This window comes from Pseudomonas turukhanskensis (genome assembly GCF_027922365.1).
Taxonomy (GTDB): domain Bacteria; phylum Pseudomonadota; class Gammaproteobacteria; order Pseudomonadales; family Pseudomonadaceae; genus Aquipseudomonas; species Aquipseudomonas turukhanskensis.
In genome coordinates this window covers 43850-64138 of record NZ_BSFN01000007.1, presented here as the reverse complement: position 1 = coordinate 64138, position 20289 = coordinate 43850, and the positions used below count along the sequence as shown (strand labels likewise).

Here is a 20289-nt window from a genome sequence, read left to right as displayed (position 1 = left end):
ACCGCACACAACGCGGGTTTCCCAGACCAACAACGGGCCAACGAAGAAACTTGAATATGGCCACTATCCACGTAGACGGCAAAGCGCTCGAAGTCGATGGAGCTGACAACCTGTTACAGGCCTGTCTGTCCCTTGGCCTCGACATTCCGTACTTCTGCTGGCACCCGGCGCTCGGTAGCGTCGGCGCCTGCCGCCAGTGCGCGGTGAAACAGTACACCGACGAAAACGACACCCGCGGTCGTATCGTCATGTCCTGCATGACCCCCGCCACCGACAACACCTGGATTTCCATCGACGACGAAGAGTCCAAGGCGTTCCGCGCCAGCGTCGTCGAATGGCTGATGACCAACCACCCGCACGACTGCCCGGTGTGCGAGGAAGGCGGCCATTGCCACCTGCAAGACATGACGGTAATGACCGGCCACAACGAGCGCCGTTATCGATTCACCAAACGCACCCACCAGAACCAGGAACTCGGCCCCTTCATCGCCCACGAGATGAACCGCTGCATCGCCTGCTACCGCTGCGTGCGCTTCTATAAAGACTACGCTGGCGGCACCGACCTGGGCGTATTTGGCGCTCACGACAACGTGTACTTCGGTCGCGTTGAAGACGGCGTGCTGGAAAGCGAGTTCTCCGGCAACCTCACCGAAGTCTGCCCGACCGGTGTGTTCACCGACAAAACCCACTCCGAGCGCTACAACCGCAAGTGGGACATGCAGTTCTCGCCGAGCATTTGCCATGGCTGCTCGAGCGGCTGCAACATCAGCCCCGGTGAGCGTTACGGCGAAATCCGCCGCATCGAAAACCGTTACAACGGCTCCGTTAACCAGTATTTCCTCTGCGACCGTGGTCGTTTTGGTTATGGCTACGTCAACCGGACCGATCGCCCACGTCAGCCCCTGCTGACGGCTGGCAACCAGAAACTGAGCGTCGATTCGGCCCTCGACACTGCCGCCGATCTATTGCGCGGCCGCACTATCGTCGGTATCGGTTCGCCACGCGCCAGCCTGGAAAGTAACTACGCCCTGCGCGAGCTGGTGGGTGCCGAGCATTTCTACTCAGGCATCGCAGCTAACGAGTTGGACAACCTGCGCCTTGTATTGGACGTGCTGCAAAATTGCCCGCTGCCCATTCCGAACATGCGCGAAATCGAAGAGCACGATGCCGTATTCGTCCTCGGCGAAGACCTGACCCAGACCGCCGCCCGCATCGCCCTGGCCCTGCGCCAGACCGTAAAAGGTAAGGCCGAAGACATGGCCGAAGCCATGAAGATTCAGCCGTGGCTCAACGCGGCCGTGCAGAACATTGGCCAGCACGCGCTGAACCCGCTGTACATCGCCAGCCTCGACGCCACCAAGCTCGATGACGTCGCCGAAGAGTGCGTGCACGCCGCGCCCGACGACCTGGCGCGCATTGGTTTTGCCGTGGCCCACGCCATCGACGCCAGCGCCCCGGCCGTTGCCGGCCTGGATGCCGAAGCTCTGGAACTGGCTCAGCGCATCGCCAACAGCCTGCTGGCGGCCAAGCGTCCGCTGGTCATTGCCGGCACCTCGCTGGGCAACAAGGCCCTAATCGAAGCGGCCGCCAACATCGCCAAGGCCCTCAAGTTGCGCGAGAAAAATGGTTCGCTGAGCCTGGTCGTCGGCGAAGCCAACAGCCTCGGCCTGACCATGCTCGGCGGTAACTGCGCTGACGCCGCGCTGCAAGCGGTAGTCGACGGTAAGGCCGATGCCATTGTGGTGCTGGAAAACGATCTGTACACCCGTGCCGACAAGGCCCTGGTGGATGCTGCCCTTGCCGCTGCCAAAGTGGTGATCGTGGCCGATCACCAGCAAACCGATACCACCGCCCGCGCCCATCTGGTGCTGCCGGCTGCCAGCTTCGCCGAAGGCGATGGCACCCTGGTCAGCCAGGAAGGCCGCGCGCAGCGCTTCTTCCAGGTGTTCGACCCCACCTACTACGACGCCAACATCCTCGTTCACGAAGGCTGGCGCTGGTTGCACGCCCTACGCAGCACCCTGCTCGGCCAGGACGTTGACTGGACCCAGCTCGACCACGTCACCGCCGCCACCGCTGCCAGCACGCCGTTGCTGGCCGGTATCGTCGAAGCCGCACCGAGCGCCGCGTTCCGCATCAAAGGCCTGAAAATGGCCCGTGAGCCGCTGCGTTACAGCGGTCGCACCTCGATGCGCGCCAATATCAGCGTGCACGAACCGCGCACTCCGCAAGACCAAGACACCGCCTTCGCCTTCTCCATGGAAGGTTACTCGGGCTCCGCCGAGCCGCGTCAGCAGGTGCCATTCGCCTGGTCGCCGGGCTGGAACTCGCCGCAAGCCTGGAACAAATTCCAGGACGAAGTCGGCGGCCACCTGCGCGCCGGTGACCCGGGCACCCGCCTGATCGAAAGCAAAGGTGATGGTCTGAGCTGGTTCGCCACTGCACCGGGCGCGTTCAACCCGGCGCCAGGCACCTGGCAGGTTGTGCCGGTGCATCACCTGTTTGGTAGCGAAGAGAACTCCTCGCGCGCCGCGCCGGTACAACAGCGCATTCCAGAGGCCTACGTGGCTGTCGCCAGTTCCGAAGCCGCCCGCCTGGGCGTGAACGACGGCGCGCTGGTCAGCCTCAACGTGGCCGGGCAGACCTTGCGTCTGCCGCTGCGTGTAAGCGAAGAGCTCAGCGCCGGTCTGGTCGCCCTGCCGGTAGGTCTGGCGGGCATTCCCGCCGCGATTGCTGGCAAAACAGCTGATTCGCTGCAGGAGGCCGCGCAATGAGTTGGTTCACTCCTGAAGTGATCGACGTGATCATCGCCGTACTCAAGGCCATCGTCATTCTGCTCGCGGTCGTCGTCTGCGGCGCGCTATTGAGCTGGGTGGAACGTCGCCTGCTGGCACTGTGGCAAGACCGCTATGGTCCGAACCGCGTCGGCCCGTTCGGTGCGTTTCAGATCGCTGCTGACATGATCAAGATGTTCTTCAAGGAAGACTGGACGCCACCGTTCGCCGACAAGGTGATTTTCACCCTGGCTCCGGTTGTCGCCATGAGCTGCCTGCTGATCGCCTTCGCGATTATCCCGATCACCCCGACCTGGGGCGTGGCGGACCTGAACATTGGCCTGCTGTTCTTCTTCGCCATGGCTGGTCTTTCGGTGTACGCGGTGTTGTTCGCCGGTTGGTCGAGCAACAACAAGTTCGCCCTCCTCGGCAGCTTGCGGGCCTCGGCACAAACCGTGTCGTACGAGGTGTTCATGGGCCTGTCGCTGATGGGCATCGTGATTCAGGCGGGCTCGTTCAACATGCGTGAAATCGTTGAATACCAGGCGCAAAACCTGTGGTTCATCATTCCGCAGTTCTTCGGCTTCTGTACCTTCTTTATCGCTGGCGTGGCCGTAACTCACCGTCACCCGTTCGACCAACCGGAAGCCGAGCAAGAGCTGGCCGACGGTTATCACATCGAATACGCCGGCATGAAGTGGGGCATGTTCTTCGTGGGTGAATACATCGGTATCGTGCTCATCTCGGCGCTGCTGGTTACCCTGTTCTTCGGCGGCTGGCATGGCCCGTTCAATATCCTGCCGTCGTTGTCATTCGTATGGTTCGCGCTCAAGACCGGCTTCTTCATCATGTTGTTCATTCTGCTGCGCGCCTCTATTCCGCGCCCGCGCTATGACCAGGTGATGGATTTCAGCTGGAAGTTCTGCCTGCCGCTGACCCTGATCAATTTGCTGGTGACCGCTGCCGTGGTGTTGCTCAACACCCCGGCCGGCGTGGCTCAGTAAAGGAGAATGACCATGCTCAAATACGTATTCGACATCGTGCATGGCACCTTCACCCAGCTTCGCAGCCTGGTGATGGTGTTCTCCCATGCCTTCCGCCCCCGCGACACCCTGCAATACCCGGAAGAGCCGGTGTACCTGCCGCCGCGCTACCGTGGCCGTATCGTGCTTACCCGCGACCCCGATGGTGAAGAGCGCTGCGTAGCCTGCAACCTGTGCGCCGTAGCCTGCCCGGTCGGTTGTATTGCCTTGCAGAAAGCCGAAACCGACGACGGTCGTTGGTATCCGGAGTTCTTCCGCATCAACTTCTCGCGCTGCATCTTCTGTGGTCTGTGCGAGGAAGCGTGCCCGACTACCGCTATCCAGCTGACGCCGGATTTCGAAATGGCCGAGCTCAAGCGTCAGGACCTGGTGTACGAGAAAGAAGACTTGCTGATTTCCGGCCCTGGCAAAAACCCGGACTACAACTTCTACCGCGTGGCTGGTATGGCCATTGCCGGGAAACCAAAGGGCGCGGCACAGAACGAAGCCGAGCCGATCAACGTCAAGGGGCTGCTGCCGTAATGCGCACTCAATTGATCCTGACCGGCCGCTGGCTGCCTGTATCCGTCGTGGGAAACTGACTATGGAATTCGCTTTCTACTTCGCGTCCGGCGTGGCGGTGGTGTCCACTCTACGAGTGATCACCAACACCAACCCCGTGCACGCCCTGCTCTACCTGATCATTTCGTTGTTGGCCGTGTCGATGACCTTCTTCAGCCTCGGTGCTCCCTTTGCCGGTGCGCTGGAAATCATCGTCTACGCCGGCGCCATCATGGTGCTGTTCGTCTTCGTGGTGATGATGCTCAACCTCGGCCCGGCTGCTTCGACCCAGGAACGTGCCTGGCTGACGCCGGGCATCTGGGTTGGCCCAGCCATTCTTGCCCTGCTGCTGCTGGCCGAGCTGCTCTACGTCCTGTTTGGCAGCCCTAGCGTTGGTGCTGTCGGTTTGACCACGGTTGGCCCAAAGGCCGTCGGTATCAGTCTGTTTGGTCCTTACCTACTGGTGGTTGAACTGGCCTCCATGCTGCTGCTGGCAGCGGTGGTCGCTGCATTCCACCTCGGCCGTCAAGAGGCGAAGGAAATCCAATGATGAATTCGATCCCCCTGGAGCACGGCCTAGCCGTCGCGGGTGTGCTGTTCTGCCTCGGCCTGGTTGGCCTGATGGTGCGCCGCAACATCCTCTTCGTGCTGATGAGCCTGGAAATCATGATGAACGCTGCGGGCTTGGCATTCATCGTCGCCGGAAGTCGTTGGGCCCAGCCTGACGGGCAAGTCATGTTCATTCTGGTACTGAGCTTGGCTGCCGCCGAAGCCAGTATCGGCCTGGCCGTGTTGCTGCAGCTGTATCGCCGCTTCCACACCCTCGATATCGACGCTGCCAGCGAGATGCGCGGATGAACCTTCTATTTCTGACGTTTACGTTCCCCCTGATCGGCTGGTTGCTGCTGTCCTTTTCCCGCGGCAAATGGTCGGAAAACCTCTCGGCGCTGATCGGCGTGGGTTCGGTTGGCCTGTCGGCCCTGACCACCGCCTTTCTGATCTACCAATTCAACGTCAACCCGCCGGAGGGTGGCGTGTACACCCAAGTGCTGTGGCAGTGGATGTCGGTAGACGGCTTTGCGCCAAGTTTCACCCTGTACCTGGACGGCCTGTCGCTGACCATGCTCGGTGTCGTTACTGGCGTGGGCTTTCTCATCCACCTGTTCGCCTCCTGGTACATGCGTGGTGAAGACGGTTACTCCCGTTTCTTCTCCTACACCAACCTGTTTATCACCAGCATGTTGTTCCTGGTGCTCGGCGATAACCTGCTGTTCCTCTACTTCGGTTGGGAAGGTGTGGGCCTGTGCAGCTACCTGTTGATCGGCTTCTACTACAGCAACCGCAACAACGGTAACGCGGCACTGAAGGCCTTTATCGTCACCCGTATCGGCGACGTGTTTATGGCCATCGGCCTGTTCCTGCTGTTCCAGCACCTGGGCACCCTGAACATTCAGGAGCTGATGGTATTGGCGCCACAGAAACTGGTGGCTGGTGATACCTGGCTGTGGTGGGCGACCCTGATGCTGCTGGGTGGCGCCGTCGGTAAATCGGCCCAGCTGCCGCTGCAAACCTGGCTCGCCGATGCAATGGCCGGTCCTACCCCGGTTTCCGCACTGATTCACGCGGCGACCATGGTGACCGCTGGCGTCTACCTGATCGCCCGTACCCACGGCCTGTTCCTGCTGACCCCGGAAATTCTCGAGCTGGTCGGTATCGTCGGCGCTGTGACCCTGGTGCTGGCAGGTTTCGCCGCACTGGTACAAACCGACATCAAGCGCATCCTCGCCTACTCGACCATGAGCCAGATCGGCTACATGTTCCTGGCCCTGGGCGTTGGTGCCTGGGACGCGGCGATTTTTCACCTGATGACCCACGCCTTCTTCAAGGCCCTGCTGTTCCTTGCCTCCGGTGCGGTGATCGTTGCCTGCCACCACGAGCAGAACATCTTCAAGATGGGCGGCCTGTGGAAGAAACTGCCGTTGGCCTATGCCAGCTTTATCGTCGGTGGTGCCGCTCTGGCCGCCCTGCCGTTCGTGACTGCCGGCTTCTACTCCAAGGATGAGATCCTCTGGGAAGCCTTCGCCAGTGGCCACACCGGTTTGCTGTATGCCGGCCTGGTCGGTGCGTTCATGACCTCGCTGTACACCTTCCGCCTGATCTTTATCGCCTTCCACGGCGAGGCGAAAACCGAGGCCCACGCTGGCCACGGCATCAGCCACTGGCTGCCGCTGGGTGTACTGATCGTGCTGTCGACCTTTATCGGCGCCCTTATCAGCCCGCCACTGGCTGGCGTATTGCCAGAAAGCTTCGGCCACGCCGGTGGCGAAGCCAAGCACAGTCTGGAGCTGTCGTCCGGCCTTATCGCCATTGCCGGTATCGCCCTGGCTGCCGTGCTGTTCCTCGGCAAGCGCCGCTTTGTTAGCGCCGTCGCCAACAGCGGCCCGGGTAAGTTGCTGTCGGCCTGGTGGTTTGCGGCATGGGGTTTTGACTGGCTCTACGACAAGATTTTCGTGCAGCCGTACCTGCTGATTACCCGCCTGCTGGGCAACGACCCCATCAATAGCAGCATCGGTTTAATCCCGCGTCTGGTACGCCTGGGCAACAGCCTGATGAGCCGCACCGAAACCGGCAACCTGCGCTGGTACTCGGCCTCGGTGGCCGGCGGTGCCGTGCTGCTGCTCGCCCTTCTTCTGATTTTGAATTAAGGAAAACAGCCCGTCATGATTCTGCCTTGGCTAATCCTGATTCCCTTTATCGGCGGCCTGCTGTGCTGGCAGGCCGAACGGTTCGGCAACACCCTGCCGCGCTGGATCGCCCTGCTCAGCATGGTGCTGCTGTTCGGCCTGAGCTTGTGGCTGTGGACCACCGGCGACTTCAGCCGCGCCCCCGTGCCGGGTGCTGACCCGGTCTGGGCCCATGAATTCAAGGTGCTATGGATCGAGCGCTTCGGCATCACCATTCACCTGGCCATGGACGGTCTGTCGGTCTTGATGATCGTGCTGACTGGCCTGCTCGGTGTGCTTTCCGTGCTCTGCTCCTGGAATGAAATCCAGAACCGCGTCGGCTTCTTCCACCTCAACCTGCTGTGGATTCTTGGCGGCGTGGTGGGCGTGTTCCTGGCTATCGACCTGTTCCTGTTCTTCTTCTTCTGGGAAATGATGCTGGTGCCGATGTACTTCCTCATCGCGCTCTGGGGTCACAGTGGTAGCAAGGGCAACACCCGCATCAACGCGGCCACCAAGTTCTTCATCTACACCCAGGCCAGCGGCCTGATCATGTTGATCGCGATTCTTGGCCTGGTGTTCGTCAACTACAGCAGCACCGGCGTCATCACTTTCAATTACGCCGACCTGCTGAAAACCAAGATGTCGGAAGGCACCGAATACATTCTGATGCTGGGCTTCTTCATTGCCTTCGCGGTGAAGTTTCCGGTGGTGCCGTTTCACTCCTGGTTGCCGGATGCGCACGCTCAGGCGCCTACCGCCGGTTCCGTCGACCTGGCCGGCATCCTGCTGAAAACGGCGGCCTACGGTCTGCTGCGTTTCGCGTTGCCGCTGTTCCCGCATGCTTCGGCCGAGTTCGCCACTATCGCTATGTACCTGGGCGTGTTCGCGATCATTTACGGTGCCCTGCTGTCGTTCGCCCAGACCGACATCAAGCGCCTGATTGCCTACTCCAGCGTGTCGCACATGGGTTTCGTGCTGATCGCCATCTACTCCGGCAGCCAGATCGCTCTGCAAGGCGCAGTGGTGCAGATGATTGCCCACGGTCTGTCGGCATCGGCACTGTTTATCCTCAGCGGCCAGCTCTATGAGCGCCTGCACACCCGTGACATGCGTGAAATGGGCGGTATCTGGGGTCGCTTGCCGTACCTGCCAGCCATCAGCCTGTTCTTTGCGGCAGCCGCACTGGGCTTGCCGGGCACCGGTAACTTTGTTGGCGAATTCCTGATTCTGATCGGCGCCTTCAAAGCCTTCCCATGGTTCACGATTGTCGCGGCCACCGGCCTGGTGTTCGGTTCGGTGTACTCGCTGATCATGATTCACCGTGCCTACTTCGGCCCGACCAAATCCGACGATGCGCTGCGAGGCATGAATGCCCGTGAGATGTTCATGGTGCTGGGCCTGGCGGTGTTGCTGATTTTGCTCGGGGTGTACCCGCAGCCGATCCTCGACACCTCCGCAGCCACCATGCATGGCGTTCAACAGTGGCTCGGTGCCGCTCTCCCTCAACTCGCATCGGGCAGTCTGTAATATGGAATTCACGACTCAACACCTGCTCGCCCTGCTGCCGCTGCTGGTGGTTTGCGCCACCATCGTGGTCGTAATGCTGGCAATCGCCTGGCGCCGCAACCACAGCCAGACCTTCGTGCTCTCGGGCCTGGGTCTGAACCTGGCTCTGCTGTCGCTGATCCCGGCTGTCAAAGCCACCCCGCTGGCCGTCACCAGCCTGCTGCTGGTCGATAACTTCGCCAACTTCTATATCGGCCTGATTCTGGTCGCGACCCTGGCCTGCGTAACGCTGGTGCATGCCTATATGGGCGACGACAAGGTCGGCTTCCCAGGCAACCGCGACGAGCTGTACCTGCTGATTCTGCTGGCGGCTGCCGGCGGCATTGTGCTGGTCTGCGCACAGCACCTGGCGGGCCTGTTCATCGGCCTGGAGCTGCTGTCGGTGCCGGTGTACGGCATGGTGGCATACGCCTTCTTCAACAAGCGCTCGCTGGAAGCCGGCATCAAATACATGGTGCTGTCGGCCGCCGGTTCGGCCTTCCTGCTGTTCGGTATGGCCCTGCTCTACGCAGACGCTGGCACGCTGAGCTTCGCCGGCATCGGCGCCAAGCTGGCAGCCACCGGTGCACAGAGCGCCATGGCGCAACTGGGCTTGGGCATGATGCTGGTGGGCCTGGCGTTCAAACTGTCGCTGGTACCGTTCCACCTGTGGACGCCAGACGTCTACGAAGGTGCTCCGGCGCCGGTCGCTGCCTTCCTGGCCACCGCCAGTAAAGTGGCCGTGTTCGTGGTGATGGTGCGCCTGTTCCTGCTCTCCCCGGCTGCCAACGAAGGCCTGCTGACCACCGTGCTGTCGGTGATCGCTGTCGCTTCGATTCTGGTCGGTAACCTGCTGGCACTGCTGCAAAACAACCTCAAGCGTCTGCTGGGTTACTCCTCCATCGCTCACTTCGGTTACCTGCTGATTGCCGTGATCGCCGGCCATGGCCTGGCCGTGGAAGCGGTGGGCGTGTACCTGGCCACTTACGTGCTGACCAGCCTCGGCGCCTTCGGGGTGATCACCCTGATGTCGACGCCTTACAGCGGTCGCGACGCCGACGCCCTGTACGAATACCGCGGCCTGTTCTGGCGCCGTCCGTACCTGACCGCGGTACTTACCGTAATGATGCTGTCGCTGGCCGGTATTCCGCTGACGTCCGGCTTTATCGGCAAGTTCTACGTGATCATGGTCGGTGTGCAATCCCATCAATGGTGGCTGCTGGCAGCCATGGTGCTGGGCAGCGCGATTGGCGTGTTCTACTACCTGCGCGTGATGGTCACCCTGTTCCTGGTGGAGCCGAACCTGCATCGCCACGATGCACCGTTTAACTGGGGCCAACGCACGGGCGGCCTGATGCTGGTGGCGGTTGCGCTGCTGGCGTTCTTCCTCGGCGTGTACCCGCAGCCGTTGCTAGAACTGGTGCAGCACTCGACCATGGCCCTGATTCACTAAGGTTTGCATGGCAATGAAAAAGCCCGGCTAAATGCCGGGCTTTTTTGTGGGTGAAAATCGTAGGAGCGAGCTTGCTCGCGAACCCTGCAAACGAAGAGCTTCGCCAGCGAGCTGGCTCCTACAAATCAGCCAAGGTCAGGTCCAGGCACTTGCGCGCCTTTTCCACCAGCTCATCGATCTCGGCTTTGCTGATCACCAGCGGCGGCGCAATGATCATGGTGTCGCCAACGGCGCGCATGATCAGGCCGTTGTTGAAGCAATGCCCACGGCAGATCATGCCCACGCCCTTGCCTTCGTAACGCGCGCGGGTGGCTTTGTCTTTTACCAGTTCGATGGCACCGAGCATGCCCAGGCCACGCACCTCCCCTACCAGCGGATGATCCGCCAGCTCACGCAAGCGTTTCTGCAGATACGGCGCAGTCTCTTCGCGCACGTTCTCGAGAATCTTCTCCTCGCGAATAATCCGTAGGTTTTCCAACGCCACAGCCGCAGCTACCGGATGCCCGGAATAGGTGAAGCCGTGGTTGAAATCGCCGCCTTCATTGATGACGTCTGCCACCTTGTCGCTGACGATCAGGCCGCCCATGGGGATGTACCCGGAGGTCAGGCCCTTGGCGATGGTCATCAGGTCCGGGGTGTTGCCGTAATAGTCGCTACCGAACCACTCGCCGGTGCGGCCAAAGCCACAGATCACTTCGTCGGCAGCGAACAGAATGTCGTACTTGGCCAGAATCTCGCGCACGCGCGGCCAGTAGGTTTCTGGCGGAATGATCACACCGCCGGCGCCCTGAATCGGCTCGGCAATAAAGGCGGCAACCTTGTCTTCGCCGACTTCGAGAATTTTCTTTTCCAGTTGATCGGCCGCCCAGATACCGAACTCGGCCGGGCTCATGTCGCCGCCCTCACCGAACCAGTAAGGCTGCGGGATATGCACGATGTCCGGCAAGGTACCGCCTTGGTCGTGCATGCCTTGCATCCCGCCCAGCGCCGCGCCGGCCACGGTAGAACCGTGATAGCCGTTGATACGGCCAATGATCACCTTCTTCTGCGGCTTGCCTTTTACCTGCCAGTAATGACGGACCATACGCAGCATGGTGTCGTTACCTTCGGAGCCCGAACCGGTAAAGAACACGTGGTTCATGTGCGCTGGCGCCAGCTCGGCGATGGTTTTTGCCAGCTCCAGCACCGGCGGGTGCGCGGTCATAAAAAAGGTGTTGTAGAACGGCAACTCTTTCATCTGCTTGGCGGCGGCATCGGCCAGCTCGTCTCGGCCGTAGCCGATGGCCACGCACCAGAGACCGGCCATGGCGTCGAGAATCTTGTTGCCTTCGCTATCCCACAAATACACGCCGTCGGCGTTGGTGATGATGCGCGGGCCCACCTGTTTCAGTTGCTTGTAGTCACTGAAGGGCGCCAGGTGATGACTGCCGCTAAGGGCTTGCCATTCCAGCGTTTTGGGGTTCTTTTTTTGCGGTACATCGGCTGACTTGCTCATACGCACTCCTTACGGCCCGGCAGCACTGCGCCCGGCATGGAAAAGTCAAAGAAACCAGCGGTACTCACGCGCACTGATTTCCTGCAGGAAGGCCAGGTGGTCCTGGCGCTTGTTTTCGCAGTACACATCCACGAACTCGGCGCCCAGACCCTGGCGCAGTTCAGGTTGCTGCTGCATGGCACGCACGGCTTGAAGGATGTCCAGAGGGAAATCCAGGCCGCTGCTACGGTCTTCGTTTAGTGGCGCAATCGGCTCACGACCGTTGGCCAGGCCTTGTTCCAGGCCGACCAGAATGGCCGCCAGCACAAGGTACGGGTTGGCATCGGCACCGGAAATACGGTGCTCGATACGCAGGTTCTTCGCGTCCGACTCGGGAATGCGCACGCAGGCATCACGGTCTTCATAACCCCAGCTGGCACGTGTCGCCGCGTTGACCGTACCGCCCAGACGGCGGTAGGCGTTCTGGTTCGGGGCAAAGATCGGCATGCAATGCGGCAGCAACTCCAGGCAACCGGCCACCGCGTGGCGCAGCGCTTGCTGCTCGTTGGCCGCCAGCAGGTTGTTGCCCTCGGCGTCGTACAGGCTCACGTGCACGTGCATGCCGCTGCCCGGGTGTTCGAGGTACGGCTTGGCCATAAAGCTGGCGCGGTAACCGTGCTTGAGCGCGACACCACGGGTGCTGCGGCAAAACAGGGCGGCCCAGTCGGCGGCTTTGAGACCGTCGTCCAGATGCCCGAAGTTGATTTCGAACTGGCCGGGGCCCAGTTCTGCGGTAATCACCGTGGTGTCGATGCCTTGCAGGCGGGCGGTTTCCACCATGTCATCGAGCACCGGGGCGAAACGGGTCAGGCGCTCGATATGCATGTTCGGCATGTCATCGCCGTCGTCGCTCAGCGCGTCACGGGGAAACTGCGGCAAGCCATCGCGCAGTTTCTTGTCGAACAGGTAGAACTCCAGCTCGAATGCCACCACCGGGTGAATGCCCTTGCCGCGCAGGCGTTGCAGCACCTGGGCCAGCACTTCGCGCGGCTCGAACTCGATGGGCGCGGCGGTGCCGTCGGAGGTGATCAGCATCTGCCCCACCGGCGTCGCTTCCCAAGTCACCGGCTTGAGCGTGCCCGGCACCAGACGGCGCACGGCATCGGGGTCACCGTCGTGAAAACAGTAGTCGCCAATCTTGAACAGCCCGCCCTGCACGCCCAGCAGCACGCAGTTTTGCGGCAGCTTGAGGGCACTGCCGGCCGCCACCTTTTCCAGCATCTCCACCGGGTAGCGTTTGCCGTAGAAATGCCCGGGAATATCCAGGGAAATCAGATCGACGTAACGCACCTCGGGGTAGCGCTGGCGAAAGGCGCGTACTTCGGCGAGCAGGTCGGCGTTTTCTGCGCTCAGGGGGGCGGCAGTCATGGCAGCAAGTCCTTCAGAGTTGATCATGTGTACACCCACAACACGCGGGTCGGTTGTTCGGAGAGGTTGCCGTAGCGGCAATGGGCGTGACGGTCGAGCTGGAAGGCGTCGCCGGTGCGCAACACCACGGGTTCATCACTGTCGCCGAGCCACAGCGTCAGCTCGCCTTCAAGCACATAGCCGCCCTGCTCGGAAATATCGCTCAGGGTCCGCTCACCGGAACTGGAGCCTGGTTCCAGCAAGCTTTCCAGCATGGAAAAACTCGCTGACATTTTCGGCGATACCAGAATGTCGGTAATACCGTTGGCGAAATACAGGGTACGGCGCTCGTCCGGGCGGGTTACCCACGGCAGCTGCTTGGGTTTGGACAGGTTGTAGAAATACGTGGTGGTCACGTCCAGCGCCTGACTGATAGCGGTCAAATCTGCCACCGTCGGGCGCGACAACCCCCGCTCCACCTGAGAGAGAAAACCCACCGAGCGGCCGATTTTGTCCGCCAGCTCCTGCAGGGTGTATTTCTTGTGCTTGCGCAGGTCGTGGATCAGGATCGCCAGCGCGGCAATTTCTTCTTCTTTGGTCACCGGGGTGTGCTCCATCAGATGCTGTCGCGCAGGCGGTACCAGGCCTTGCCCACCGCCTCCAGCGGCGCCGCCAGGTAGCGGCCGCCGGGAAAGCTTGGGTTGCTCAAGCCTTGGTACAAATCGAGCAGGTCAGAGTTACCGAGAACGGCGTCGCTGACCGCGCGGGCGCCGGCCAGGGTCGGCAGCACGCCATGGCCCGAATAGCCTTGCAGCCAGTAGCGGTTGCCCTCGCGACCAAGGTCCGGGGTGCGTTTGAGGGTGATGTCGATATGGCCGCCCCAGGCGAATTCGATCGGCACGCCAGCCAACTGCGGGAACACACGTTCGAGGAACGGCCGAGTCGCGCCAGCGATGTCCTTGGGCATGCCGCCCAGGTAAGTGCAGCCGCCGCCGAAAAGCAGACGGTGGTCCGGCGTGAGGCGGAAATAGTCGAGTACGAACTGGTTGTCGGTGACGCAGGCATTGGTCGGCAGCAGCGCCCTGGCGTGCGCCTCATCCAGCGGCGCAGTGGCCACCTGATAGGTGCCAACCGGCAGAACACGCTTGGCCAGGGCCGGGTCGAGCTCGTCGATATAAGCATTGCAGGCCAGCACCAACACATCGGCACGCACACTGCCCTGCTCGGTTTTCACCACATAGCCCAGGCCTTCCTGGCGATAGCTGAGCGCTTTGCTGTGCTCGTGAATGCATCCGCCAGCCGCCTCGATAGCAGCGGCCAGGCCAAGTGCCAGTTTCAAAGGATTGAGATGACCACCCTCGGGGTCGTAAAGGCCGGCCTGGTAACGCTCGCTGGACACCCAGTTGGGCAACTCGTCTCGGGGAATAAATTGCAGCGCGTCATGGCCCCATTTGTGGCTGGCCTCGTGCTGCCACTCATGCAGGATGGCATTGCGCCGAGGCATCACCGAGGTCCATAGGTGGCCGGCGCGGTAGTCGCAATCAAAGCCATGGCGGCCCGGCAGTTCACGCAGCTCCTGGGCGGCCCAGCGCATGCTGTCCCACAGGCGCCGTGCACGCTCCAGGCCCAACGCCGCCTCCAGTGGCGGCATATCGCACGACCAACCGAGAATTGCCTGCCCGCCATTGCGCCCGCTGGCGGCCCAGGCCACACGGCTGGCCTCGATCAGCGTAACCCGTTTGCCCGCCTTGGCTAGACGCAGTGCCGTGTGCAGGCCGCTGAAACCCGCACCGACTACCACCACATCGGTGTTGTGCTCACCCTGTAACGGCGCGCGCGGTTTCATTAAAGCGGCGCAGCTGTGGGCGTAATAGCTGTCGACGTGCTGAGAAGAGCGCTGAAACATGGACCATCCAAATTCACGCAGGTGAAATTTATTAAAAATACTTTCATGAAAATTATCTGAAAAATTTCACCGGGGCAACTTCAATGCTCAAACGTTCCCCCTTGACCTTGCCATTGTGACAAGGCTGAAACTCAGCCCAACGCCACTTATTGCAGGGAGAAACCCATGATCACGCTCAACGTATCCGGCATCGGCTGCAGCAGTTGTGTCAGCAAAATCACCCAGGCCATTCATGCACTGGACCCCGACGCTCAGGTGCAAGTGGATGGTCGCGCCGGCCTCGTGCACGTCGACAGCAGCACCCCTGCCGAACGCTTGAATCTGGCAGTTAACCAACTGGGCTTCGCGAGCCGAATCAGCCTTCACTAATGCTGGGGATTAGTCGTCATGTCATTCAGCAGACGTACGTTTGTTAAAACCCTGACAGCTGGCACGGTGCTCGGCGGCCTTGGCTTGTGGCGCACGCCGGTATGGGCCCTGAACAGCCCCGGCCAGCTACCGACGCTCAGCGGCACCGAGTTCGACCTGAGCATCGGCCAGAGCCCGGTGAATATCACCGGCAAGCCTCGCACCGCCATCACCATCAACGGCAGCCTGCCAGGCCCGCTCTTGCGCTGGCGCGAAGGCGACACCGTAACCCTGCGGGTAAAAAACCGCTTGAGCGAGGCCACCTCGCTTCATTGGCACGGCATTTTGCTGCCGGCCAACATGGACGGCGTGCCCGGCATGAGTTTCGATGGCATCGCGCCCGGCGACCAGTACACCTACCGCTTCACGGTCAAACAGCACGGCACGTACTGGTACCACAGCCACTCCGGCATGCAGGAACAGGCCGGTCTTTACGCACCGCTGGTAATCGACCCGCTCGAGCCCGAACCCTTCAGTTTTGATCGCGACTACGTGGTGATGCTCAGCGACTGGACCGATGAAAACCCCAACGGCCTGCTACCGACCCTGAAAAAACAGGCCGACTACTACAACGGCAAAAAACGCACCCTAGGCGACTTTATCGACGACGTGGGTCGCGACGGCTGGAAGGCCACGTTCAGCGAACGCCTGGGCTGGGCGCAGATGCGCATGACGCCTACCGATATCGCCGACGTCAGCGGCCAGACCTACACCTATCTCATGAACGGCCACGCGCCGGATGACAACTGGACGGGCCTGTTCAACCCCGGCGAGCGCGTTCGCCTGCGTCTGATCAATGCCGGCTCCATGACCTACTTCGACCTGCGCATTCCCGGCCTGAAAATGACCGTCGTCGCTGCCGATGGCCAGTACATCAACCCGGTGGTGGTCGATGAATTGCGCCTGGCCTCCGCCGAAACCTACGACGTGATCGTGCAACCGGAAAACGCCGAGGCCTACACCCTCTTCGCCCAGGCCATGGACCGTAGCGGCTATGCCTGCGGCACCCTAGCGGTGCGTGAAGGCCTGCGCGGCGCAGTGCCACCGCTCGACCCACGCCCCCTTCTGAGCATGAATGAGATGGGCATGAACCATGGTGATATGAGCGGTATGGCCGGCATGAATCATTCGAACAGGGTCGGTATGCAAAGCCACCCGGCTACAGAAAGCGACAACCCGCTGGTGGACATGCAAACCATGATGCCCAGCGCCAAGCTCGATGACCCCGGTATCGGCCTGCGCGACAACGGCCGTCGCGTACTCACCTACAGCGACCTGCACAGCGCATTCGCCGACCCCGATGGTCGCGAACCCAGCCGCACTCTGGAACTGCACCTGACCGGGCATATGGAAAAATTCGCCTGGTCTTTCGACGGCGTGCCCTTCTCCGCTGCCGAGCCCATCCGCCTCACCTACGGCGAACGCGTGCGCCTCGTGCTGGTGAATGACACCATGATGGCCCACCCCATCCACCTGCACGGGCTGTGGAGCGACCTGGAAGACGAGCACGGCAACTTTCAAGTGCGCAAACACACCATCAACTTGCCGCCGGGCAGCAAACGCAGCTACCGCGTCACCGCCGATGCCCTCGGTCGCTGGGCCTATCACTGCCACCTGCTGCTGCACATGAGCGCCGGCATGATGCGCGAAGTGCGCGTAGAAGAAGGACACGCATCATGAAGCTCCTGACCTGCGCCGCCCTGGCCGCCACGCTGCTGAACAGCGCCCATGCAGCCGAGGCGATGGACCACTCGATGCACGGCATGAGCATGCCCGGCATGGATATGAGCGGCATGGACCACGACATGAGCGCAGGCAGCACCCCACTGCCTGCCGCAAGCGAAAGCCGCACCCCGATTGCGCCGCTGACCGACGCCGACCGCCAAGCCGCGTTCCCAGCCTTGCACAGCGGCCACGACAGCCACGAGCACACACTCAACAGCTACGTACTGATCGACCGCCTGGAATGGCAAAACCTCGATGCCGGCAATGCCCTGGCCTGGGATATCGACGCCTGGCTGGGTGGTGATATCGACCGTCTGGTACTGCGCAGCGAAGGCGAACGGGTAGATGGCCGCACCGACAACGCCGAACTGCAAGCGCTGTGGGGCCACGCCATTAGCCCCTGGTGGGACGTAGTGCTCGGTGCCCGGCAAGACTTCAAACCCGGCCCCGCGCAAACCTGGGCGGCCTTGGGTATTCAAGGCACACCGCTCTATGGCCTGGAAACCGAAGCCACCGCCTACCTCGGCGAAAACAACCAGAGCGCCCTGCGTCTAAAGGCCGAATACAACCTGCTGCTCACCCAGCGCCTGGTGCTGCAGCCACTGGCCGAAGCCAACTTCTATGGGAAGGACGATGCCGAACGTGAGGTAGGTGCAGGTCTGGCAACCACCGAGCTCGGGCTGCGCTTGCGCTACCACCTGCGACCGGAAATTGCGCCGTACGTGGGCCTGACCTGGAACAAAAGCCATGGCCACACGGCCGCGGAAGAGGATGACGCACACGCGCGATTGGTTGTGGGTATCAGGCTATGGTTTTAAGACGCGCTTAGGCGCTGAGGATCCGTATAAAGATCATCAGCGGAGCATATGATCTTTATACAAATCAGAACGGGCCAGCACTGTTCGCCAATCCCTCATCGCCTAACTCCGCATCAGAAAACCGGTGTAGCCCTCACCGCAATCGATGCTTGTGCAGCAGCCTGTAGAACGTAGGCCGCGAGATGCCGAGCATGCGTGCTGCCACACTCATATTGCTGCCGTAACGCGCCAGCGCATCGCTCAAGGCCTGGCGTTCCGCGTTGCTCTTATAAACATTCAGCGTGGAGATGGGTGGCGGCGAGTCCTGGCTATCGAGCATGTCGAGCATGGCGTTCTGCTCCCTGATGTCCGTTATATTTTTTCCGATTAAAAACAAGCGTTTTCGGCCCCTGTTTGAACCCTAGCAAGTTTTTTGACGCTGGTTGGATGCTTTTCTTATAAGCAGTGCCGTATGCCTATTAAAAAAGTTCCCGATTCCATAAGAACAATAGGTGATTAGCTTCTTGCCATTCCTGCGTTTGCTTGGCATAAACGCTCAGCCAACAAAAAACGCACAAGGACTGTTCCCATGAAGGTTGTGAAGCGAGTCTTGCTTCTGGTGGTGCTCGCCGTTCTGGCGCTGCTCGCCGTCGTGTTGTATTACATCGCCAACCCCAACCTGCCAGGCTATGAACAGCCCAGCCAGTTGCACTATCTGGAACAGTGGACCCCCGAGGCTCGGCAAACCTACTACTACACCCCGCAAGGCACCGAAGTTAAAGGCATGCGCTATGAGTGGTTTACGGCGCTGGAATTGCCCTTCTCCGACGCCAAATTTGCCGCCCCCGAGTACCTGGCCCGCTTCGGTTTTCTAACCGAGCCCAATCAAAAACCTACCGCCTTGAACCCCGGCAATTTGCCGGTGGGTTTTGCTCGCCACGAAGAAGATGAAACCGGCGTGCAATTGCTGGATATCAGCTGCGCGGCCTGCCATACCGGCGAGCTGCGTTTCAAAGGGCAGGCAGTGCGTATCGACGGTGGCGCTGCGCTGCATTCGCTGGCCTCCACAGTGCCCACGCTGAAAGGCGGCAGTTTCGGCCAAGCCTTGGGCATGAGCCTGGCCTTTACCTACTACAACCCGCTCAAATTCAACCGCTTTGCCAAGACCGTGCTGGGCAGCAAATACCCCGAAGGCCGCGAACAATTGCGCACCGACCTGAAGGTGACGCTCGACCGCCTGCTCTCCCAAGCCTGGAACGACACCCACCGCGGCCTGTACCCCACCGAAGAAGGGTTTGGCCGCACCGACGCCTTTGGCCGAATTGCCAACACCGTATTTGGCGATGCCATCGACCCCAGCAACTACCGCATGGGCAATGCACCGGTGAGCTACCCGCAGTTGTGGGATATCTGGAAATTCGACTGGGTACAGTGGAACGGCTCGGCCATGCAGCCAATGGCGCGCAATATCGGCGAAGCCTTGGGTGTCGGCGCTTCGGTAAAACTGTTCGAGAACAACCAGGGCCGTGTGCCGGAAGCCGAGCGCTACGCCTCCACCGTGCGGGTGCGTGATCTTTACACCCTGGAAGAAACCCTCAAACAGCTCAAGCCGCCAGCGTGGCCGGAGCCAGTGCTGGGCAAGGTCAATATCGAGCTGGCCAGCCGTGGCCATGCGCTGTACCAGGAAAATTGCGCCTACTGCCACGCGCCCGACCCCAAGGCGCCGGATAAACGCCTGGCCCCCAGCCGCGACCCGGAATGGCGTATGCGCATCGTGCCGGTCAGCATTGTCGGCACCGACCCCACCACCGCCGACAACATCGCCGACCACCGCTTCAACATCAGCAAGCTCGGCTGGAGCAAGGAGCAGTTGAGCGGCCTAGGCGTGAAGCTGTTCGACGGCAAGCTGGAAGACCTGAATTTCCGTAGCATTTCCAGCGCCAAGGGCCTGGCCTATATCACCGCGTACGTAGAGAACCGCGCGTATCAGGATGCCGGCATCAGCGGTGAAGAGCGCTGGAAAATGGACGGCTACGGTCTGCCCATCGGCGTGCAGGAAAAGCGTGGCTACAAGGCGCGACCGCTTGATGGCATCTGGGCGACGCCGCCCTTCCTGCACAACGGCTCGGTACCGACCTTGTTCGAGCTGCTGTCGCCGGTGTACGAGCGCCGTGCAGAGTTCTGGGTCGGCAACCACGAGTACGACCCGGAACGCGCGGGCTACCGCAGCGAGAAATTCGATGGTGGGTTCCTGTTTAAAACCAGCATCACCGGCAACAGCAACCAGGGTCATGAATTCCGCGACGGTTGCCGGCAGCAAGGTGTGATCGGGCGCGGCCTGCAGCCCAACGAACGGCTAGCGCTGATCGAATACCTCAAGGTGCTGGGCAACCCGGCACTGGAAAGCCAATTGCAGCCTGTTACGCCCGCGCCGTGGAACCCCGGCCCGAGTTGCCAGAGCATCGCCACTCAGGCCAGTAAGTAACGACAG

General features: G+C 61.2%; 16 protein-coding genes and 1 pseudogene. 12 read left to right on the top strand and 5 right to left on the bottom strand.

Annotation, left to right across the window (positions count from 1 at the left end; translation table 11 throughout):
• The first annotated feature begins 56 nt into the window (after window positions 1-56).
• The 8 genes from nuoG to nuoN all read left to right on the top strand — a co-directional run bounded on the left by nuoG (window position 57) and on the right by nuoN (window position 10081).
• The gene (gene nuoG / locus PKE98_RS13665) at window positions 57-2774 is read left to right on the top strand and encodes an NADH-quinone oxidoreductase subunit NuoG (RefSeq protein ID WP_271195851.1); all 2718 of its coding nucleotides are present in this window, start codon (window positions 57-59) and stop codon (window positions 2772-2774) included.
• On the top strand, window positions 2771-3778 hold the full coding sequence (nuoH, locus tag PKE98_RS13660) for an NADH-quinone oxidoreductase subunit NuoH (RefSeq protein WP_108094513.1): 1008 nt from the start codon (window positions 2771-2773) through the stop codon (window positions 3776-3778). The genes nuoG and nuoH overlap by 4 nt, the downstream gene beginning before the upstream one ends.
• A gap of 12 nt (window positions 3779-3790) precedes the next feature.
• A complete protein-coding gene (gene nuoI / locus PKE98_RS13655) occupies window positions 3791-4339 on the top strand; it encodes an NADH-quinone oxidoreductase subunit NuoI (RefSeq protein ID WP_373877856.1) in 549 nt (182 codons plus the stop codon).
• 61 nt (window positions 4340-4400) lie between these two features.
• Window positions 4401-4907: an NADH-quinone oxidoreductase subunit J gene (gene nuoJ, locus PKE98_RS13650; protein ID WP_271195849.1), complete on the top strand. Its 507-nt coding sequence runs from the start codon at window positions 4401-4403 to the stop codon at window positions 4905-4907.
• Window positions 4907-5215 (top strand): NADH-quinone oxidoreductase subunit NuoK, encoded by a 309-nt coding sequence (gene nuoK / locus PKE98_RS13645; protein WP_108094510.1) that lies wholly within the window; start codon window positions 4907-4909, stop codon window positions 5213-5215. Before nuoJ ends, nuoK begins: the two co-directional genes overlap by 1 nt.
• Window positions 5212-7062 carry an NADH-quinone oxidoreductase subunit L gene (gene nuoL, locus PKE98_RS13640; RefSeq protein WP_271195848.1) on the top strand — a complete coding sequence of 617 codons (1851 nt, stop codon included), beginning with the start codon at window positions 5212-5214 and terminating at the stop codon, window positions 7060-7062. The genes nuoK and nuoL overlap by 4 nt, the downstream gene beginning before the upstream one ends.
• Before the next feature lie 15 nt (window positions 7063-7077).
• Window positions 7078-8610 carry an NADH-quinone oxidoreductase subunit M gene (gene nuoM, locus PKE98_RS13635; protein ID WP_271195846.1) on the top strand — a complete coding sequence of 511 codons (1533 nt, stop codon included), beginning with the start codon at window positions 7078-7080 and terminating at the stop codon, window positions 8608-8610.
• Window position 8611: 1 nt separating this feature from the next.
• A complete protein-coding gene (gene nuoN, locus PKE98_RS13630; protein WP_271195845.1) occupies window positions 8612-10081 on the top strand; it encodes an NADH-quinone oxidoreductase subunit NuoN in 1470 nt (489 codons plus the stop codon).
• Window positions 10082-10199: 118 nt separating this feature from the next.
• On the opposite strand, the gene PKE98_RS13625 is transcribed toward nuoN, so the two are convergent.
• The 4 genes from PKE98_RS13625 to PKE98_RS13610 are packed head-to-tail and all read right to left on the bottom strand — an operon-like array spanning window position 10200 to window position 14868.
• Window positions 10200-11576, bottom strand: a complete 1377-nt coding sequence (locus PKE98_RS13625; RefSeq protein ID WP_271195844.1) for an aspartate aminotransferase family protein — start codon at window positions 11574-11576, stop codon at window positions 10200-10202.
• A gap of 45 nt (window positions 11577-11621) precedes the next feature.
• Window positions 11622-12983 (bottom strand): glutamine synthetase family protein, encoded by a 1362-nt coding sequence (locus tag PKE98_RS13620; protein WP_373877855.1) that lies wholly within the window; start codon window positions 12981-12983, stop codon window positions 11622-11624.
• 23 nt (window positions 12984-13006) lie between these two features.
• Window positions 13007-13564 (bottom strand): helix-turn-helix domain-containing protein, encoded by a 558-nt coding sequence (locus tag PKE98_RS13615; RefSeq protein WP_271195843.1) that lies wholly within the window; start codon window positions 13562-13564, stop codon window positions 13007-13009.
• Between the two features lie 14 nt (window positions 13565-13578).
• Window positions 13579-14868, bottom strand: coding sequence for an NAD(P)/FAD-dependent oxidoreductase (locus PKE98_RS13610; protein ID WP_271195842.1), 1290 nt, complete (start codon window positions 14866-14868; stop codon window positions 13579-13581).
• A 165-nt stretch (window positions 14869-15033) separates the two neighbouring features.
• On the opposite strand from PKE98_RS13610, the gene PKE98_RS13605 reads away from it, so the two are divergent.
• Genes PKE98_RS13605 through PKE98_RS13595 form a run of 3 tightly spaced genes read left to right on the top strand, consistent with a single transcriptional unit; the run spans window position 15034 to window position 17819 of the window.
• Entirely contained in the window at window positions 15034-15237 is a 204-nt protein-coding gene (locus PKE98_RS13605; RefSeq protein ID WP_271195841.1) for a heavy-metal-associated domain-containing protein, read from the top strand.
• A gap of 18 nt (window positions 15238-15255) precedes the next feature.
• A complete protein-coding gene (locus PKE98_RS13600) occupies window positions 15256-16956 on the top strand; it encodes a copper resistance system multicopper oxidase (RefSeq protein ID WP_271195840.1) in 1701 nt (566 codons plus the stop codon).
• On the top strand, window positions 16953-17819 hold the full coding sequence (locus PKE98_RS13595) for a copper resistance protein B (protein WP_271195839.1): 867 nt from the start codon (window positions 16953-16955) through the stop codon (window positions 17817-17819). The genes PKE98_RS13600 and PKE98_RS13595 overlap by 4 nt, the downstream gene beginning before the upstream one ends.
• 133 nt (window positions 17820-17952) lie before the next feature.
• On the opposite strand, the pseudogene PKE98_RS13590 reads toward PKE98_RS13595, so the two are convergent.
• Window positions 17953-18114: pseudogene (locus tag PKE98_RS13590) on the bottom strand (helix-turn-helix domain-containing protein); the annotation flags it as partial.
• A gap of 273 nt (window positions 18115-18387) precedes the next feature.
• Between PKE98_RS13590 and PKE98_RS13585 the strand changes: the two are divergent.
• Window positions 18388-20283 (top strand): c-type cytochrome, encoded by a 1896-nt coding sequence (locus PKE98_RS13585; RefSeq protein WP_271195838.1) that lies wholly within the window; start codon window positions 18388-18390, stop codon window positions 20281-20283.
• Window positions 20284-20289: the final 6 nt, after the last annotated feature.

What these genes read in the sequence shown, in the direction of transcription:
- nuoG (WP_271195851.1), top strand. Translation starts at nt 57, where the DNA reads ATGGCCACTATCCACGTAGACGGCAAAGCGCTCGAAGTCGATGGAGCT.
- nuoH (WP_108094513.1), top strand. Translation starts at nt 2,771, where the DNA reads ATGAGTTGGTTCACTCCTGAAGTGATCGACGTGATCATCGCCGTACTC.
- nuoI (WP_373877856.1), top strand. Translation starts at nt 3,791, where the DNA reads ATGCTCAAATACGTATTCGACATCGTGCATGGCACCTTCACCCAGCTT.
- nuoJ (WP_271195849.1), top strand. Translation starts at nt 4,401, where the DNA reads ATGGAATTCGCTTTCTACTTCGCGTCCGGCGTGGCGGTGGTGTCCACT.
- nuoK (WP_108094510.1), top strand. Translation starts at nt 4,907, where the DNA reads ATGAATTCGATCCCCCTGGAGCACGGCCTAGCCGTCGCGGGTGTGCTG.
- nuoL (WP_271195848.1), top strand. Translation starts at nt 5,212, where the DNA reads ATGAACCTTCTATTTCTGACGTTTACGTTCCCCCTGATCGGCTGGTTG.
- nuoM (WP_271195846.1), top strand. Translation starts at nt 7,078, where the DNA reads ATGATTCTGCCTTGGCTAATCCTGATTCCCTTTATCGGCGGCCTGCTG.
- nuoN (WP_271195845.1), top strand. Translation starts at nt 8,612, where the DNA reads ATGGAATTCACGACTCAACACCTGCTCGCCCTGCTGCCGCTGCTGGTG.
- PKE98_RS13625 (WP_271195844.1), bottom strand. Translation starts at nt 11,576, where the DNA reads ATGAGCAAGTCAGCCGATGTACCGCAAAAAAAGAACCCCAAAACGCTG.
- PKE98_RS13620 (WP_373877855.1), bottom strand. Translation starts at nt 12,983, where the DNA reads ATGACTGCCGCCCCCCTGAGCGCAGAAAACGCCGACCTGCTCGCCGAA.
- PKE98_RS13610 (WP_271195842.1), bottom strand. Translation starts at nt 14,868, where the DNA reads ATGTTTCAGCGCTCTTCTCAGCACGTCGACAGCTATTACGCCCACAGC.
- PKE98_RS13605 (WP_271195841.1), top strand. Translation starts at nt 15,034, where the DNA reads ATGATCACGCTCAACGTATCCGGCATCGGCTGCAGCAGTTGTGTCAGC.
- PKE98_RS13600 (WP_271195840.1), top strand. Translation starts at nt 15,256, where the DNA reads ATGTCATTCAGCAGACGTACGTTTGTTAAAACCCTGACAGCTGGCACG.
- PKE98_RS13595 (WP_271195839.1), top strand. Translation starts at nt 16,953, where the DNA reads ATGAAGCTCCTGACCTGCGCCGCCCTGGCCGCCACGCTGCTGAACAGC.
- PKE98_RS13585 (WP_271195838.1), top strand. Translation starts at nt 18,388, where the DNA reads ATGAAGGTTGTGAAGCGAGTCTTGCTTCTGGTGGTGCTCGCCGTTCTG.